12 protein-coding genes and 1 pseudogene are annotated in these 15,072 nt (G+C 66.2%); 6 read left to right on the forward strand and 7 right to left on the reverse strand.

The window, feature by feature from the left end; all coding sequences use genetic code 11:
• Positions 1–134: pseudogene (locus ACWCPF_RS42050) on the reverse strand (crotonyl-CoA carboxylase/reductase); the annotation flags it as partial.
• A 256-nt stretch (positions 135–390) separates the two neighbouring features.
• Between ACWCPF_RS42050 and ACWCPF_RS42055 the strand changes: the two are divergent.
• Both ACWCPF_RS42055 and ACWCPF_RS42060 read left to right on the forward strand, forming a co-directional pair.
• Entirely contained in the window at positions 391–699 is a 309-nt protein-coding gene (locus tag ACWCPF_RS42055) for a helix-turn-helix domain-containing protein (RefSeq protein WP_451050424.1), read from the forward strand.
• Positions 700–816: 117 nt separating this feature from the next.
• The gene (locus ACWCPF_RS42060) at positions 817–3,984 is read left to right on the forward strand and encodes an AfsR/SARP family transcriptional regulator (RefSeq protein ID WP_451050425.1); all 3,168 of its coding nucleotides are present in this window, start codon (positions 817–819) and stop codon (positions 3,982–3,984) included.
• Here the strand turns inward: ACWCPF_RS42060 and ACWCPF_RS42065 are convergent.
• Both ACWCPF_RS42065 and ACWCPF_RS42070 read right to left on the reverse strand, forming a co-directional pair.
• The gene (locus ACWCPF_RS42065; protein WP_451050426.1) at positions 3,938–4,792 is read right to left on the reverse strand and encodes a class I SAM-dependent methyltransferase; all 855 of its coding nucleotides are present in this window, start codon (positions 4,790–4,792) and stop codon (positions 3,938–3,940) included. The two genes, ACWCPF_RS42060 and ACWCPF_RS42065, sit on opposite strands and share 47 nt — an antisense overlap.
• A gap of 83 nt (positions 4,793–4,875) precedes the next feature.
• The gene (locus ACWCPF_RS42070) at positions 4,876–5,676 is read right to left on the reverse strand and encodes a hypothetical protein (RefSeq protein ID WP_451050427.1); all 801 of its coding nucleotides are present in this window, start codon (positions 5,674–5,676) and stop codon (positions 4,876–4,878) included.
• Between the two features lie 415 nt (positions 5,677–6,091).
• On the opposite strand from ACWCPF_RS42070, the gene ACWCPF_RS42075 reads away from it, so the two are divergent.
• Positions 6,092–6,316, forward strand: coding sequence for a hypothetical protein (locus tag ACWCPF_RS42075; protein ID WP_451050428.1), 225 nt, complete (start codon positions 6,092–6,094; stop codon positions 6,314–6,316).
• A gap of 54 nt (positions 6,317–6,370) precedes the next feature.
• Positions 6,371–7,846, forward strand: a complete 1,476-nt coding sequence (locus ACWCPF_RS42080; RefSeq protein ID WP_451050429.1) for a BTAD domain-containing putative transcriptional regulator — start codon at positions 6,371–6,373, stop codon at positions 7,844–7,846.
• A 52-nt stretch (positions 7,847–7,898) separates the two neighbouring features.
• Here the strand turns inward: ACWCPF_RS42080 and ACWCPF_RS42085 are convergent, their stop codons facing one another.
• Genes ACWCPF_RS42085 through ACWCPF_RS42100 form a run of 4 tightly spaced genes read right to left on the reverse strand, consistent with a single transcriptional unit; the run spans position 7,899 to position 12,323 of the window.
• Positions 7,899–8,990, reverse strand: coding sequence for an SIS domain-containing protein (locus ACWCPF_RS42085; protein ID WP_451050452.1), 1,092 nt, complete (start codon positions 8,988–8,990; stop codon positions 7,899–7,901).
• A gap of 58 nt (positions 8,991–9,048) precedes the next feature.
• Positions 9,049–9,855, reverse strand: a complete 807-nt coding sequence (locus ACWCPF_RS42090; RefSeq protein ID WP_451050430.1) for a BtpA/SgcQ family protein — start codon at positions 9,853–9,855, stop codon at positions 9,049–9,051.
• An 18-nt stretch (positions 9,856–9,873) separates the two neighbouring features.
• Positions 9,874–11,442 (reverse strand): pyridoxal phosphate-dependent aminotransferase, encoded by a 1,569-nt coding sequence (locus ACWCPF_RS42095; protein WP_451050431.1) that lies wholly within the window; start codon positions 11,440–11,442, stop codon positions 9,874–9,876.
• Positions 11,443–11,465: 23 nt separating this feature from the next.
• On the reverse strand, positions 11,466–12,323 hold the full coding sequence (locus ACWCPF_RS42100) for a TauD/TfdA family dioxygenase (protein WP_451050432.1): 858 nt from the start codon (positions 12,321–12,323) through the stop codon (positions 11,466–11,468).
• A 334-nt stretch (positions 12,324–12,657) separates the two neighbouring features.
• On the opposite strand from ACWCPF_RS42100, the gene ACWCPF_RS42105 reads away from it, so the two are divergent.
• Both ACWCPF_RS42105 and ACWCPF_RS42110 read left to right on the forward strand, forming a co-directional pair.
• A complete protein-coding gene (locus ACWCPF_RS42105) occupies positions 12,658–13,371 on the forward strand; it encodes a cupin domain-containing protein (protein WP_451050433.1) in 714 nt (237 codons plus the stop codon).
• A 3-nt stretch (positions 13,372–13,374) separates the two neighbouring features.
• Entirely contained in the window at positions 13,375–15,015 is a 1,641-nt protein-coding gene (locus ACWCPF_RS42110) for a class I adenylate-forming enzyme family protein (RefSeq protein WP_451050434.1), read from the forward strand.
• Positions 15,016–15,072 lie beyond the last annotated feature (57 nt).

A 15,072-nucleotide genomic window follows, 5' to 3' on the forward strand; every position in this document is an offset into this window, starting at 1 on the left:
GTCTCCAGGCCCGCGAACATCTCCGTCTCGTCCTTGTGCACGGTGATCGCGCGGTAGGACTCGGGGAGTTGCAGAGCGGCGAAGTCGGCGGACGTGCTTCCGGACATCATGACGGCGTCGAGAATGTCTTTCACGGGATGCCTCCGGCGAAGCGCGACATGGGGACGCCCAAGGGAGCGTCGGGGCCTGGTGTGGGTGATGTCCGGCCCCGGCGCAGCGGAGCCAGGGCAGCGAAGAGGAATCTAAGACCCGTGCATCAACGGAGGATCGTCAGCCGAACGATGCCGTCCCGTCTGCACGCGGGGGCATTGACCCGACGCCGACTGCTCGTAGATCCGGTCCTGCGAGCATCGCCCGAGTGACAGGACATCACGAAGCACGGGAGTTTTCGTGAAAAAGACGCCGAGTCCACGGTCGGCTCTCCGTTCACACCATCAAGCGGAGCGCAGACCCACACCCCACCTGGCACTCGATCAAAGACAGCACAAGCTCATACTCCTGCTGCTGGCCGGGCACACGGACGCCAGCGCGGCCGACTGCCTGGGCATCAGTTCCCGTACCGTGACGAACATTCTGCGAAGTCTCATGGACCGGCTTGGCGTGGACAACCGCTTCCAGCTCGGAGTGGCTCTGGGGACACGGATGCAGCCGCGGGAATCCCGGTTCCCGCCACGCCCGTGGGCTGACGCCGCTTCCTAGCCGTCCGACCGCACCGCTGGGGGCCGTTCGGGGCTCGTCGCCTGCCGAGCAGACCATCCGGAAGGCACTCGCTGAGCAGCGTGATCAGTTACGCTGATCTTTGCTACTCGACTCCAGATGTTCACGGCCCCAAGGAATCCTCTGCAGTTAGGACGCAGCGTGCCAAACCTACGGGTTTCCCTCCTCGGCCTACTGCAACTGCACCGTGACGAACAACGGTTGAATCTGGGCACTCCCCAACAACAGGCCCTCTTCGTGGCATTGCTCCTCAGGGACGGCAGAACCGCCGACGCGGCAACTCTCATCGAGGCGTTATGGGGGTCCGATACACCGACCTCTGCGATAAGAACCTTACGCACCTACGCGTGGCGACTGCGCAAGGTACTTGAGGACGACACAAAGTTTCCCAGCACACTGGTGTCAGTGGGCGACGGTTACCAGTTGGTCCTGGACGGCCACTACGTCGACTTCGAAGAGGCCGAGAACCTGGCCCGTCAGGCCCGACAGGCCCGCCAGGCGCACGACTTCGAAGACGCCTACGACCTCCTGGAAGAGGCGCTTTCGCTGTGGCACGGCGAGCCCCTCACAGCGATTCCCGGCCCTTTCGCCGCGCGTCAACGGGACAGGCTGAACGAAGTACGCCTTTATCTCCAGGAAGAACGTATGGCGGTAGGTCTCGCCCTCGGTCACGGACTTCGGTACATCTCCGAGCTTCCGGGGTTGATCGACCAGTACCCGTTCCGGGAGCGCTTGTACACGCTGCTCATTCAGGCTCAGTACCAGTCGGGCCGAAGAGCCGACGCCCTCGACACGTTCCGCCAAGCGCGTCGCGTACTGATCGACGAGTTGGGTGTGGAGCCGGGGCCGGAACTGAATGCGCTGCACCGTCGCGTCCTGGCCGGGGACGAGGAGTTACTGGAGACCAGGCCCCCTCGCAAGTCGGAGAGAGCGGCGCCGGCGGACGAACCGGCGCCTGCGGTCGGCAAGGAACCCGCACCCGCCGCGCAGACTCGTATGTCGCCGCAGGACCGCGACGACATGCCCTATCCCTGCCCGGGCCAGCTGCCCCCCGACCTGACGGACTTCACGGGGCGCAGCCATCTCACCCTGACGATCAGTTCACTGATGAACACCCCTCACCGATCCGCGCTGCCTGTCGTGGTTCTGGTAGGCATGGCCGGCGTCGGAAAGTCGGCCCTCGCCCTGCATGTCGCCCATACCATCCGGGACTCGTACCCAGAGGGTCAGCTGTACGCCAATCTGCGGGCCGGTGACGGCGGACCGGTACAGCCGGACGATGTGCTGGCGGAATTCCTGGTCTCACTCGGCCTGCGCCGCGACGATGTCCCAGCGGCCGTGAAGGCGCGGACCGCCCTGCTGCGCACCATGCTCAGTCGGCGCCGCATCCTCCTCGTTCTCGACGATGCGGTCAACGCCGAACAGGTTCGTCCCCTGCTCCCGGGTTCAGCGGAATGCGGTGTGCTCATCACCACCCGGACTCGACTCCCCGGCCTGCCCGCGTTACAGGTGGATGTGCCGGCGTTCTCCCCCTCTGAAGCACTCGATTTCATGGCCCGCACCATCGGTTCCGAACGAATCGAAGCCGAGCACGCCGTGGCGCAGGAGATCGTCGAGTCGTGCGCGATGCTGCCGCTCGCCATCCGGATCGTCGCCGCACGACTGACCGCCCGGCCCAACTGGTCTCTGCAGTCACTCAGCATGCGCCTCGCCGACAAGTTCAAGCGCATCGAAGAGCTCAGGTCAGGGAGCATGACGATCTCCGCCATCTTCGACCTGACTTATCGCCATCTGTCCGAGGAGCAAGCGATCGCGCTTCGCAGGACGGCGATCGTCGACAGTCCCTCGCTCTCGCTCTCCTGCGCGGCTGTGCTGCTGGACTTGACGGACGGGGATGCGGAGACGCTGCTCGAGGCGCTGGTCGACCAGGCCATGCTGGAGTCGCCCTCGCCCGGGCGGTACCGATTCCACAGCCTGCTCCGTGACTTCGCCCGCTGCAAAGCACTCCCCTCCGAGCAAGTACAGGCGAAGGCACGGCTGTTGGACTACCTGCTCGCCTCGGCCAAGAATGGCTTCGCCCGGGTGGTGCCGGGGGACCCCATGGAGGGTGCGATCAGCGCGACGCTGGGGCGGGGTGCACAGTTGGGCGATCCCGCTGAGGCTCGCGACTGGGTCGCCGAGCACGGCGAGTGCGCACTCGACCTCGTACAACAACTGGCTCGGGGCATGGTGGTCGGGTCCGAACCGCGGGAGCACATGCCGCCGCCCGTCGTTCACACCCAATTACGGCTCTGCGTAGATCTGTTGATCGCGCTGAGCGCCTTCCGGGGGGCTCTGAGCCACGACCTCTTCCAAAAAGCGGTCGACATGCTGGAAAGAGCCGTCGCGACATCGCAGGATCCGTTCCTCGTAGGCAGGGTGCGCTTCCTCCGCGGCCACCTCGAACTTGCGATGAACCAGTTCGCCCGCGCAGAACAGCAGGCATCGATCGCCGTCCGGCTGTGTCACAGCTCTGACGACCTGGTCATCCTTCGCCAGGCGCTCAACGACCTGGGACTGGCCAAGCAGATGCAGCAGAAGTACAACGAAGCCATCGAGTCCTATGAGAAGGCCGTGGACCTCGCTCGACGCCTCGGTCACACCTCAGGCGAGACGGCCACCACCTTGAACATGGCTCTGTCGAAGGTGCACATGGGCGAGCCGCTCGAAGCCGAGCGAATCTGCCAACAGGTTCTCGACGAGGTGGTCTCACCGGATGACGTCGAGGGGATCTCCTATGCCTACTACATATTCGGACTGGCAGGCCGCCGCCTCGGCAACCACGAACTGGCCGTCAACTGGTTCGAAGAGTGTTTGACTCTCTGCATCTCCAACGGACTGCGTGCTCGTGAAGGCCACGCCCGACTCCGCCTCGCGGAGTCACTGAGAGTCGTGAAACACCTCGATCGGGCCAAGGCGGAGGCCCAAATATCGGTCAAGCTCTGCGAGGAGATGGCTGATCGGAACAATCTCACTCAGGCGCTCACCGTGCTGGGCAACGTACTGCGAGATCTCGGACAGGAACCGGCCGCTCAGGAGAACCTCGCACGCGCTCAGGAGGTCCTCGCCGGCCTGCGACCCTCTTCTGATGTCGGACAGCTCCCGTCGCGCCCCCCACGGGTAGGAGTCCTGACGGCTCTCAACAGCCCTGAGGCGCGGGGCGCGGCGGAAGGCAGTCCGCTCAGCGGATGTCAGGTGCTGCCCGGGAGGCCACGACAAACAGATTGACGCCCCGGCCTCGCGAGTCGGGATCGATGAGCAGTTCCTTCTCCATGGCCAGAACACGCCTGAAGACGTCCTCGTTCTGCAGAACTTGCTCCGAGCCACGAGGGAATGCGTCGGAGATGTCCGGATAGATGAGACTGGGAAACCCGCTGAGCAGGTCGATACTGAGATTCGAGGAGACGTGCGCCGCCCTGATCTCCCCAGGCGTGAAGAGATGCCTGTAAGGCGCGGTATTGGCGGCCCAATGCCGGCCCGCCAGACTCTGCTCCGTCTTCTCGGGGTCGCCCAGGGTCAGTTCCTCGAAGGCGGCGTGCCAGCGGCTCGGCAGGAGAGAGACCATCAGCCCGTCCACCGACAACAACCGGGTGAGCGATGAGATCACCGCCCCAGGATCGGGGACGAAGCCGAGCAAGTGGTGGCTGTTCAGGATCAGATCGAAGGTCTCCCCCGACAAGAGGTCCGCCGCGTCGTGCACATCACCCCGCCGGTACCGGACCCGATGGTCGTAACCATGCCGAACCGCCCGATCTGAAGCCTGGTCGACCAGTCCTGCCGTCAGGTCGTAGAGCATGCCGGTACTCTCCGGATGCTCGGTGGCGATCTGGTGGGTCCACCGACCGGCTCCACCGCCTAGGTCCAGGAACCTGAAACCGTGGGGCAGGCGGGAGAAAACCGACAGCTCCAACGCCTCCCACTGCAGGGCATCCACCAGCTTTCCGTAGGCGCCACGCCAGTTCTCGTCGTATCCGATGGCCTTGCGCTCGAAGAACTTCCGCACTTCGACTGCTGAATTATTGGATATTCCCGACATGATGTGCGGCCTCTCCCCCTGGACCTGCGGTTCCGTGGATCGATGAGACGACGGCTGTTCACCTACGCCCTCGCCTGGAGAAGTCAGTCCCCGGCTCCGCGCCGGTTGCCCAGTTCCACGTATTCATGGGCTCCACGGCGGATATGCAGACTGTGGCCGGCACCGCAAGGGTAGTCCAGCAGTCCTCTTGCGCGGACTTGACCGAGTTCATGGAGCCCCAGGGAACTTCCAGGGTAGACCACCCAGGTGCCGTCCTCCTCGTCCATCATCCGAGTTCCATAGACGGCGTCCAACGTCTGGCCACCGACGTCGACTCTCAAATGATCGCCCGGGCGTAGGCCGCGGGCGCGGAACGGGAATTTAGCGTTGCCGAAGTTGTCGACGTGGACAATGACGCCCTCAGCCACCGGCGTTCGGCGCACGGATCGAGACGGGAAAGGCTCTCCCGCGGTAGCCAATGGACGACCGGCGGCGACGGCTCCCACAATCGGGGCGTATACCGCCTTGCCACCGAACGGGACAAATGCCGGATCATCGACGTGATAGCACTCGGCCACCCCGAAGTCCTCGGCAAGCCAGCCGACGGCGCCGGTGTTCGCCCCCGCGAACAGCAGATCGCCTCGTACCGTGCGGCCCACGAGGCGTTCTGTCCTCAATGGAAGGCTGTTGAGCACGCACATGATCAGCGTGCCGGGATCGGCCAGCTCGGCGACCAGTCGCATCAGGAAGGCTGCGTTGATCTCCGAGAACGCCTGGACCGCCACCAGCGGCTCAATTTTGACATCGGTGCCGGGAGCGACGGCGGACGCGGCTCTCTGAATAGCCAGGCGCATCTCCAAGAATGCGACGTCGGTGCAATCCGACACAATGACAACACGCGTCATGTCACTATCCGTCCATTTCCTGAATGACTGGAGTGATCACACGGTGGCGTCCATGGCACTGCTGGTTGACACCCTGTGCAATGCTCCACGAAAGCCGGAATTCCTGGCAAGGTATCAGAGCCGTGCGCTGCAGATCATGTCGATTTTCTGAATTCAGCAGATTCGCTTCGGTGGACGGCGAGACGCGTGAAGGCTCGCGCACCCCGTCCGAACGGCTGCGACTCTCGGCTGCGCCTCTGCCGGCGGGTGGCCGCAGCTCACAGATCCCGTCGGCCCGCTCGATCGACGCCGGCCCATCGGCTGCGATGGTGCGTCGACCCTGCGTATATCTGGTCTCGTTCAACGACTGATTCCACGGTGACCACGGGCTGGGAGTCTCCTTACGACACCCCCGGACCACCGAAAGGGCAGACCGATGACCCAGGCACAGACAGCCGACTCCGACCCGCGCAAGCCCGCCCTCTTCACCGTGGCGCCGCTGGCCGCCTTGATCGCAGTGACCGCCCTCCTGATGGGGGCTGTCACTGCCGCTCAGTCGACCGGCCGCGCTTCGACCAGTGCTGCGAACACCACGCTGTTGACCGACGGGACGACGGACGACACCGCGCACACGGACGACTGGAACAGCACGGGTTCCTGATTCCGCGAGCCGCGGACAGGCGAAGACCACCATATCGGCGGAAGGTTGCGTGCTATGAAATTCCAGGTCCTGGGGGAACTGAATGTGACGCAAGCGGGCGAGCAAATACAGCTGGGCGGCTTCGTCAAACGTGGTTTGATGAGTCTGTTGCTCCTGTACTCCAACCGGGTGGTCCCGACCAGTCATCTCGTCAATGGCTTGTGGCCCTCGGGCTCCCCCGCGACGGCTCGCAAAATGCTCCAGAACGCGGTGTCCGATGTGCGACGCATGATGAGCGGGGGCCAGACACAGGGTGATCCCATCCTGTTGACCCATCCGCCCGGCTACCTTTTGCGGGTCGCCGCCAAGGACGTCGATCTTTCATGTTTCCAGCAACTTGCCGCAGCCGGCCGGGCAGCCCTCGCCGACGGTGAATTCGAGCCGGCACGGAAGACACTGCGAGCCGCCCTCAGCCTGCCGAGAGGACCGATCCTGCCGGAGTTGGTCGAAGAGGGGGTCGTCTGGCCGGAGATCGAAAATCTTGAGAACTTCGTTCTGAACGTCCGCGAGGACTGCTTCGAGGCAGAACTGGCGCTGGGGCGCCACCGAGCGGTTCTCGAGGAGATGGAGAACCTGCATATGCGCCACCCGTCACGGGAGAGGCTGGCAGGACAGCTCATGGTCGGCCTCTACCGATGCGGTCGGCAACTCGACGCACTCGGGCTGTACCAGCACATCCGGTCCTTGCTCGACGAAGAATTCGGTCTGGAGCCGGGCCGCGACCTCAAGGCCATACAGACGGCCATCATCACCCAGGACCCGGCGCTCTCACTGCTGCCCACCATCCCCTCGACCCAGCACGCCTCGTCCCGCGAGCTACTCCTGCGCTCTTCGGCGGACGACACCGCCGCGGCTGCCCGACCGCAGCGCCACGAAGGTGTTGTCCCCCTGCCCGTACCCGCGGTGGATCGCCGGCAGGAGCTGATCAGCGTCGTCATGGTGAAAATTCAGGTCGGGTTTTCAGTGGGTGAGCCAACACCTGAGGAAACGGCTCAAATAGTGCATGACTTCACTGCGGAGATTCACCGCGAGTTCGAGAAGAACGGCGGAGAAATCCGCCTCGGAATGGGAGACATATCCTTCAGCTTCTTCCGAGGCGGCAATCTCAGCAGGGATCATGCACAGCATGCGATGCAGGCGGCCACGGCGATTCGGCGGAATTTGAGCCTTGGACCTCGGCTCGGTGCCACCGGTCACAAATATACCGTACGGGCGAGAATCGCCGTGGCCACCGGAGAAGCGCTCCTGCAATACGGGACGGGCAGCGGGAATGAACTGCGGATGACGGTGACCGGCGGCGTGATGGATCGGTGCTCTCAGCTTCTGAGATTCACTTCCCCCGGTGAGATCCGGGTCTGCAAGGCGACGCACCAGGCCACCCGGTCCGAATATGCCGTGGCCAGTGAGCCGGACAGCGGCTGGAAGGTCCTCAAGCCGCTCTCGGCACGCAGTGAGGCGCATGCCGACGAAGGGCTTCACGAAGCGGGGTGAAGTACGGGGGCCACGGCCGCCGGCCGCGCCGGAACCGATGGCGACCGTACCGTCACGGCGTAGTCGTGCTTTCGGCGGCCCCGCCGGCGCAGAACGGTGTGCGCCCCAAGCGCTGCGCCGTCCGGCAGGCGAGCAGACCGGAGAAGAGGTGATACAGCAAGGGTGAGAACTCCTCCCGGGAGCGCACCGCCACGGGCAGCACAGCACTGGCATGGCGGGCTATCGCCAGGTCGTCCCGGTGCGTCACCGCGACGACCCGCCTGCCGAGTTCCGCCGCCTTGGCTGCGACCTCCACCGCTCTCCAGTAGGAGCGACCCGGGGGCGCGATGACGAACAAGGGCATGTCGTGGGGGCGGGCGAACCGTTCCACATGGTGCCACTCCTCCAGGTCCTGGCCGCGGGCGAAGACACCTGCCCCCTCGATGAGTTTGGCAGCGCAGAACAACGCGGTGCCGAAGCCGGGCCCGCTACCGACCGTCATCGCCACGGGGGCCTCGCTCACCAGGTCCGCGACCTGCCGGCACCGGTCCCCCAACAAGTCGACGGTGGCCGCGAGGCCCTCGTGCAGCGCGCTCAGCTCCCTGTCCAACTCCTGACTTCGACTGGCGGAGTGGTTCCCCCGGACCTCGCCGAGTCGTACCGCCAGCAGCAGCAGACCCAGCAGGCTGGCCTGGTACGTACGGATCCCGGGGGAGCGCTCGGGCCGCGACAGGCACAGCGAGAGCGTGTGGTCGGCCGTCTGGGCCAACGGGCTGCCGGGCACACCGGTCAGCGCGAGGGTCAGTGCGCCGTGCTGCCGGGCCCGGGCGACCGCCTGGACGACCCGCGGTGTGGAGCCCGACGCCGAGATGCCGACGACCAGGGGTCTGCCGGGGCCGTGCAGGCGCAACCACGGCGCCTCGTACTCCAGGAATCCCAGCGCCGCCGTCGCGACGCAGCTGGTCCGGGCAAGCGTCCGGAAAGCCAGTTCGGCCGCCTGGGCCGCGTAGTACGAGTCGCCGTCACCGACAAGGTGCACGGACCCCACCGAGGCCCAGTCCGCCGCGGCGAACAGGGCGTCCCTTTCCTGACTCACCGGGCCGACCGAGTCCCGCAGGTCGACGGCGAGGCTGTCGACCTGGCGCACCATCACCTCGGGTTCCATCGTCTCCACGCGTGTGTCCCCTCTTTCGTTGTCGAGCGCAGCCACGGTCGAGGTGGTGTCACTGCTCCAGGCCGCGGACGATCTCCACGTAGGCCTTCACCCGGTCGATGTCGATGGGGCCTCCCCAGCCGTCCCGTTCCAGACAGGTGCCGACGAACGCTCCGTCCGCGACGGCCAGCAGTCTCGCCGCGTTCTCGTGCGTGGTGTTGCCGGCGAGAAGCACGGGCATGTCGGGAGCCAACTCGCGCGCCGAAGCGACCATGTCGAGCATCCGTTGCTCTTCGGGGTGAGAGACGCAGATCGCGTCGGCGCCTGCCTGCTGTGCGTCTTTGGCCACCCGGCCGGTGGGTCTGCCGCTGCCCAGCCAGCTGAAGTGCATGGAGTCCGCGTCCGCGATGATCCTCACGTCTTGTGCGTGGATCTTCCGGCGGTACTCCATGACATCGAGCGGATTGGCCTGCACCAATCCCTGTGCGGTGAGCGTGGCCCCCACCAGCGTGCCGACGCGGACGAAGTCGGCCTCGGTCACCTTGGCCACCGCCAGAGAGGCGTGCACGGCGTTGCGCATCAGTTGGACACCGACCCGGAAGCCGTCCCCGCCGGTGGCTTCGACGACCGCCCGCACGATGAGGGCCATGGCTGCGATGCGGGCGGGGTCCGACTCGTTCTCGACGCTGTAGACCCGGTCCACCGTCTGAATCAGGCAGCCGTCCGCACCCCCGTCCCGGAGCGCGATCGCCGAGCGGACGGCGGTGTCGAGAATCTGCCCGAGGCTTCCCTCGGAATGGAACGGGGTGCCGGGCAACGGTTTGAGATGGATCATCCCCAGGACGACCTTGCGGCCGGCGTGGAAGAACTCTGTCATGTGTGTCTCCTTCCTCGGTCATCCCACGGGCACCGCGAGATAGGAGCCGATGCGGGTGATCGCGTCGGACAGTTGGTCCCAGGGGCGCGCGGTGGTGATGCGGACTGCTCCGCCGGACAGACCGAACGTCAGGATGCCGGGGAACACCGATACGCCCGTCTCGCGCAGAACATCGCGGAAGCACAGATAGGAGTCCTCCCAGCCGGGGAACTCCACGGTGGTGTTGATGGAGCAGCGTGGCACGATCACCGCGCCCGAAGCCTCACTGAGGCGGGTGGTGGTTGCTTCGCGCAAGGTGGTCAGGGATTCCTGCCTGAACAGCCGTTCGCTCCGATAGGTCCGATAGGCGTCCTGCAATCGGTCCAGGTCTATCCGGTACGCCTTCTCGAACTCGGCCGCGTGGCCGGCCCCCGGGGCGCTCACCCCTTCGAGCAGCCACCGTTCCATCCGGGCCACGACCTCGACCAGGGTGTAGAAGAAGGAGGGCGGGCCGCCGAAGGCCGTTGAAGCGTATTCGTAGTACGCGGAGACGAAGGCCTGATCCGCGAGGAACCAGCCGATCTTCAGCCCGGGCGCGGACCAGGTCTTGGACAGGCTCGACACACGGATGACGTTCGGTGCCGCTCGTGCGGCCGACCGCGGTTCGGACTGACCGAGCCATTCATGGCACTCGTCCAGGATGATCATCGTCGTGGGGGCCGCGGCGCGGATCAGTTGTGTCAGTTCCTGTTCCGAAACGACGGCGCCGGTGGGGTTTGCCGCGGTCTGGAGCATGACCATGGGAGTGTTCGGCGTCAGCGCTGCGATGAGCGGGCCCAGTGACGTCTGGCCGTCCTGGCAGGGAAGCGGTACGAGCCTGGTGTCTCGCCGCCGTGCGATGGACTCGACCAGCGGCGGATAGTTGGGGGTGCCGCAGAGCACGGGCTCCCCGTGGTCCGGGGCGTTGTGCAGGATGAAGTCCGCCAGCGAACTGATGGCGAATGTGCCGCCCATCGTCATCGCGACGTTGTCGGCGGTGTACCGGGCCTCGGCCATCCGGGCGGTTTCGTAAGCCGCTATCGCCTCGCGGGCCGGGATCCGCCCCCGTGAGTCCGAGTATCCGTACCAGTCCCGGTCCAGGGCGAATCGGATGGTGTGTTTCAACGCGGAGGGCAGGCCCCAACGCTCTTCGTCGACCGATCCGCTGGACAGGATGAGATGGCTGTCGGAGTGGAGGTCCCCGTACAGATCGTCGCGGAAATACCAGTTGAACATCTCTTTGACGAACCGCACGGTGGCGCGGGAGTTGAGGACCTCGTCCGGGTCGGCCACGCGGTGTCGCCGGGCAGCCCGCCACGTCTCCGCGAGCCAGGGGCGGTGGGATCGGTGCCCCAGCTCGTGCTCGATCCGCCCCAGCCACAGATCCCGTAACTCGAAGGCATCGCGCGGGTCACGGGCCCGAGAGAACACTTCGAGGACGCGGTCGTCCACACCGGGGTCGAAGGTGCGACGAATGCCACTCACCGAGTCCGAGAGGGCGGCCGCCTTGCGCGCTTCCTCGGGGACGACGGTGAGCCGTGGTCTGGTGACAGCGGCGAAAAGCTGCATGCCTTCTCCTTGCGACAAGGACACTATTTGATCCGGAGACGCTTGAGGTGGCGGCGCCGGGTGGGGACGGAGAAGGTGCCGGCTCTCCTGCCGTGGAAGTAACAGGTGTTGTCGATGGCCAGGAGCAGACCGCGCTCCCAGCGCACGCCGCTGTGGCCGCCTGGCGCGTACATGGCCGTCAACAGGCTGCGCAGCGCCGTGTCGACCGAGTCGGGAGCGGTGTCGGTCCCGCTGTACGTCCACTCCAACGGCTCCGCGAGGAAGTCCCGGAAGGAGAAGACCCGGCGTCCGTCGATGTCCCTGAGGATCGGGGGCCCCTGGGCATTGCGCCGGTACCTCGTCCGGGAAAGGGTTTCCAGTTCATGGGCGGTGAGCCGGCTCCCGACCACGTCCATGGGGGCCAGCACGGTCTGGGCCGCCCCCGCGTCGTCCCCCGGATCGCAGCACATCAGCACGATGTAGCGGGGCTGCTCCGCCACCGGGCGGCCGCTGCCCTCGGTGTGCAGAGACAGGGGGTTGGCGGCGAACGGCTGCAGAGAGACCTCCTCGGTCCGCTCTCGTTCGCCGACAAGGTTGAGCACGACGTCCAGCGCCACCTTGGGAAGCACAGCGGGGTCTGTTTCCGGCTGCGGAGTGCCCAGCAGCTCTCCGAACGCGCGGAAGCGCTCGTCCGAAAGCGGCCGATCGAGCCGGAGCCCGGCCAGGCCGGCCTTTCCCAGCCGGCCGAGAAAGTCGTCGAGCGCCGGACCGGGAAGGTCTTCCGTGCGAACTTCCGGGACCGGCAGCGACGGCGGTGCGAGCTCTGAGCCCAGTTCCAAGAGGTTGGCCCTCGGACCGATATGCGCATCCGTGGTCCGGCTCACAAAGGTCCCTTGCATCATCTGCTGCGCTCCGAATTCCTCGACCGGTGCACGGCGCTCCGGCGCAGTGCGGTAGCTCGGGCAACCATGCCCATGGGGCTCGTAAAACGCCGTCGACCTTTTCAAGGTATACCGAGCAGTCGCCCATGCATTCCGCCCTTTTGAATTCTCCGGTAACCGGCGGGTAATGAGGGGAGAGCGGCTGTGGGCGGCCGACGACCCGGCAGTGGAAAGAAGAATTTGCGCCGGCACCAGGCCTCGGTCCTATCGTGGCGGCAGCAAGCAAGGCGAATCTTGCCTTCCTGAGGAGCAGGGGCTGTTGGCGGCCCCTGCTTCCCTTTGTCGACGAACCTCCATGAGAAGTTCCGATGTTCTGGAAAGGGCCGACGTGGAAGATACGGTGGACAAATCGCTGACGACAACGCTGCTGAAGCGACTGGAGGATGCCCTCCAGGATCCGGATCCGGTGTGCCGGCAACGCAAGGTCGAGCGGATCACGGCGGTGCTCGACAGCGAGCAGACCCGGAAGCCGGATTTCGACACCACGCCGCTCTTGATCTGTGACTGGGCGGCCGACCTGGGCGTCGAGGGACAAGCCCAGCGCCTCGGCATCGAGTTGGCGCCGGGCCCGACGAAAGTGGCCAAAACCGGCGCGGCCACCGGGCGTTCGCTACTGTCCAACGGGCACCTGGGTGCGGACATCCTGCATGTGCCCGCAGGCGAGGGTTTCGCCCCGCACACCCACCCCGGGGACCACCTGCTGTTCGTCCTGGCGGGCGAGGGCACCATCTCGGTGAACGGTCAGATCGTGCCGACCGGTCCGGGGCAGGCGTACATGGTCAACGGCGCGGTCGTCCATGCGGTCGGCGCGATCACCGACCATATGATCCTTTCGATCGGTACGCCCCATCGGCCCTTGGACAGTGAGGATCGCCAGTCGCTGACCGCGTACGCCGCCCTGCTCAACCCGTTCGGTTCCATTCACTGTCTGATCTGCGACATCTCGGCCGACGGCGGCGAGGAGCTGCAAGCCCAGGGCTGCACTCATTCCCCGCACCGGTTCGGCTGACCGATGACTGTGGTGCATACGCCCGAAGGCGTCCGACGCGAGGACTTCGAGCGCGTCCACACCTACGGCGGCATCCCCTTCGGCCCTTCCGTGCACGCCGGGGCCATCAGCATGCCCGGCCGGCTCTCGGCGCGTGCCCGTGCCCAGGGCGGTGATCCCTTCCTCACCACCTTCTCGGACAAGGGGCAGGAGCAGACACTCTCCTATCGAGAGTTCGACCTGCTCAGCCGTCGGACGGGCACGTGGCTCGCCCGGACGGTGGGGCTCGCCGACGGCGACGTGGTCGGGCTGCTGCCGGTCAATGACGCCATCTCGCTCGCGGCCCTCTTCGCCCTTCAGCGGGCCGGCTGCGCGGTGCTGATGCTCAACCCCGGTGACCCGCCGGAGCGGCTGCGGCAGCAGACCGGCCGACTCTCGGTGAAGGCGGTCGTCCGGTCCCCGTCCGTTCCGGACACGGTCCTCACCAAGGCTGTCGAACTGCCCACGGGCGCCCAGCTGCAGACGGATACGGCGGCGGAGCGGACGACGGCCGTCCGGCTGGATCCATGGTCGGATGCGCTGTTCTTCGGCACCTCGGGTTCGACTGCCGCCGCCAAACTGGTCGCCCAGTCGCATTACAACGCGGCCGTGAACGCGGACGCTGTGGTCCGGCACCACACCTTGCTGCCCGGTGACCGGTTGCTGGGCTGCCTGCCGGTCCATCATGTGAACGGACTGCACTTCACCGTCTTCGGAGCGCTGACGGCCGGGGCCCACCTGGTCCTGGCCCGGGAGTTCGATCCGTTCAGCTATCCGCGACTGGTCGAGCGGTTCCGGCCGCGCATCGCGAGCGTGGTCCCGAGCATCCTCGAAACGATGCTTGCCGTCCGGCTGCCGGTCCTGCCGTCCACGTTCGACTACTTCGTCACCGCGGCCGCGCCGTTGGGCGCGGCGACCGCGCGAGCGATGGCGGATCGCGCGGGAGCGCGCGTCCTGCAGGGCTACGGGCTCACCGAGACGACCAACTTCTCGACGACGATGCCGGCGGACCTACCTGAGGACACCTATCGCCGGATGTTGCTGGACACCGACATCCCGTCGATCGGAACCCCCTTCCCCGGGAACGACGTGGCCGTGCTGACCGACGGCGGAGAGCGCGCCGCACCCGGGCAGACAGGTGAGATCTGTATGCGTGGACACAATGTGATGACGCGCTACGCAGGCAACCCGGCGGCGACCTCGCAGGCATTCGCCGACGGCTGGTTCCACTCCGGCGACCTCGGCTTCCACCACGTGGACGCGCAGAGCGGCCGGAGCTTCTTCGTCATCACCGGCAGGCTGAAGAACATGGCCAAGGTACGCGGAGAATCCGTCTCCCTGGAGGAGATGGAGCGCGTCCTGCGGTCGGTTCCCCAGGTGGCGGACGCGGCAGCGGTTGCGTTGCCGCACCGCTTCCTCGGCGAGGAGATCGTGGCCGCCGTGGTGTTGGCGCCCGGCGCGACCGATGTCGACCTGCGCCCGGCCCTGTCGGCGGCGTTCGCTCCCTCGGTGCACCCGAGCCGAGTGGCGAGACTCGCTGCGATCCCGAGGACACGGACCGGCAAGATCTTGCGGCCCGAGCTCACCCGACAGCTGTCCGGTCCCGGACCCGGAACCGAGCCGTGACGGTCGCACCGCCCCGGCCGTGATCAGAAGCAGAAGCGACAGCGGAGCCGGTGCACA

It is taken from the genome of Streptomyces sp. NPDC001858, assembly GCF_053594615.1.

Bases quoted from the DNA above. Each gene is read 5' to 3' on its own strand.
- ACWCPF_RS42060 (WP_451050425.1), top strand. From the start codon at position 817: ATGTTCACGGCCCCAAGGAATCCTCTGCAGTTAGGACGCAGCGTGCCA.
- ACWCPF_RS42065 (WP_451050426.1), bottom strand. From the start codon at position 4,792: ATGTCGGGAATATCCAATAATTCAGCAGTCGAAGTGCGGAAGTTCTTC.
- ACWCPF_RS42070 (WP_451050427.1), bottom strand. From the start codon at position 5,676: ATGACGCGTGTTGTCATTGTGTCGGATTGCACCGACGTCGCATTCTTG.
- ACWCPF_RS42075 (WP_451050428.1), top strand. From the start codon at position 6,092: ATGACCCAGGCACAGACAGCCGACTCCGACCCGCGCAAGCCCGCCCTC.
- ACWCPF_RS42080 (WP_451050429.1), top strand. From the start codon at position 6,371: ATGAAATTCCAGGTCCTGGGGGAACTGAATGTGACGCAAGCGGGCGAG.
- ACWCPF_RS42085 (WP_451050452.1), bottom strand. From the start codon at position 8,990: ATGGAACCCGAGGTGATGGTGCGCCAGGTCGACAGCCTCGCCGTCGAC.
- ACWCPF_RS42090 (WP_451050430.1), bottom strand. From the start codon at position 9,855: ATGACAGAGTTCTTCCACGCCGGCCGCAAGGTCGTCCTGGGGATGATC.
- ACWCPF_RS42095 (WP_451050431.1), bottom strand. From the start codon at position 11,442: ATGCAGCTTTTCGCCGCTGTCACCAGACCACGGCTCACCGTCGTCCCC.
- ACWCPF_RS42100 (WP_451050432.1), bottom strand. From the start codon at position 12,323: ATGATGCAAGGGACCTTTGTGAGCCGGACCACGGATGCGCATATCGGT.
- ACWCPF_RS42105 (WP_451050433.1), top strand. From the start codon at position 12,658: ATGAGAAGTTCCGATGTTCTGGAAAGGGCCGACGTGGAAGATACGGTG.
- ACWCPF_RS42110 (WP_451050434.1), top strand. From the start codon at position 13,375: ATGACTGTGGTGCATACGCCCGAAGGCGTCCGACGCGAGGACTTCGAG.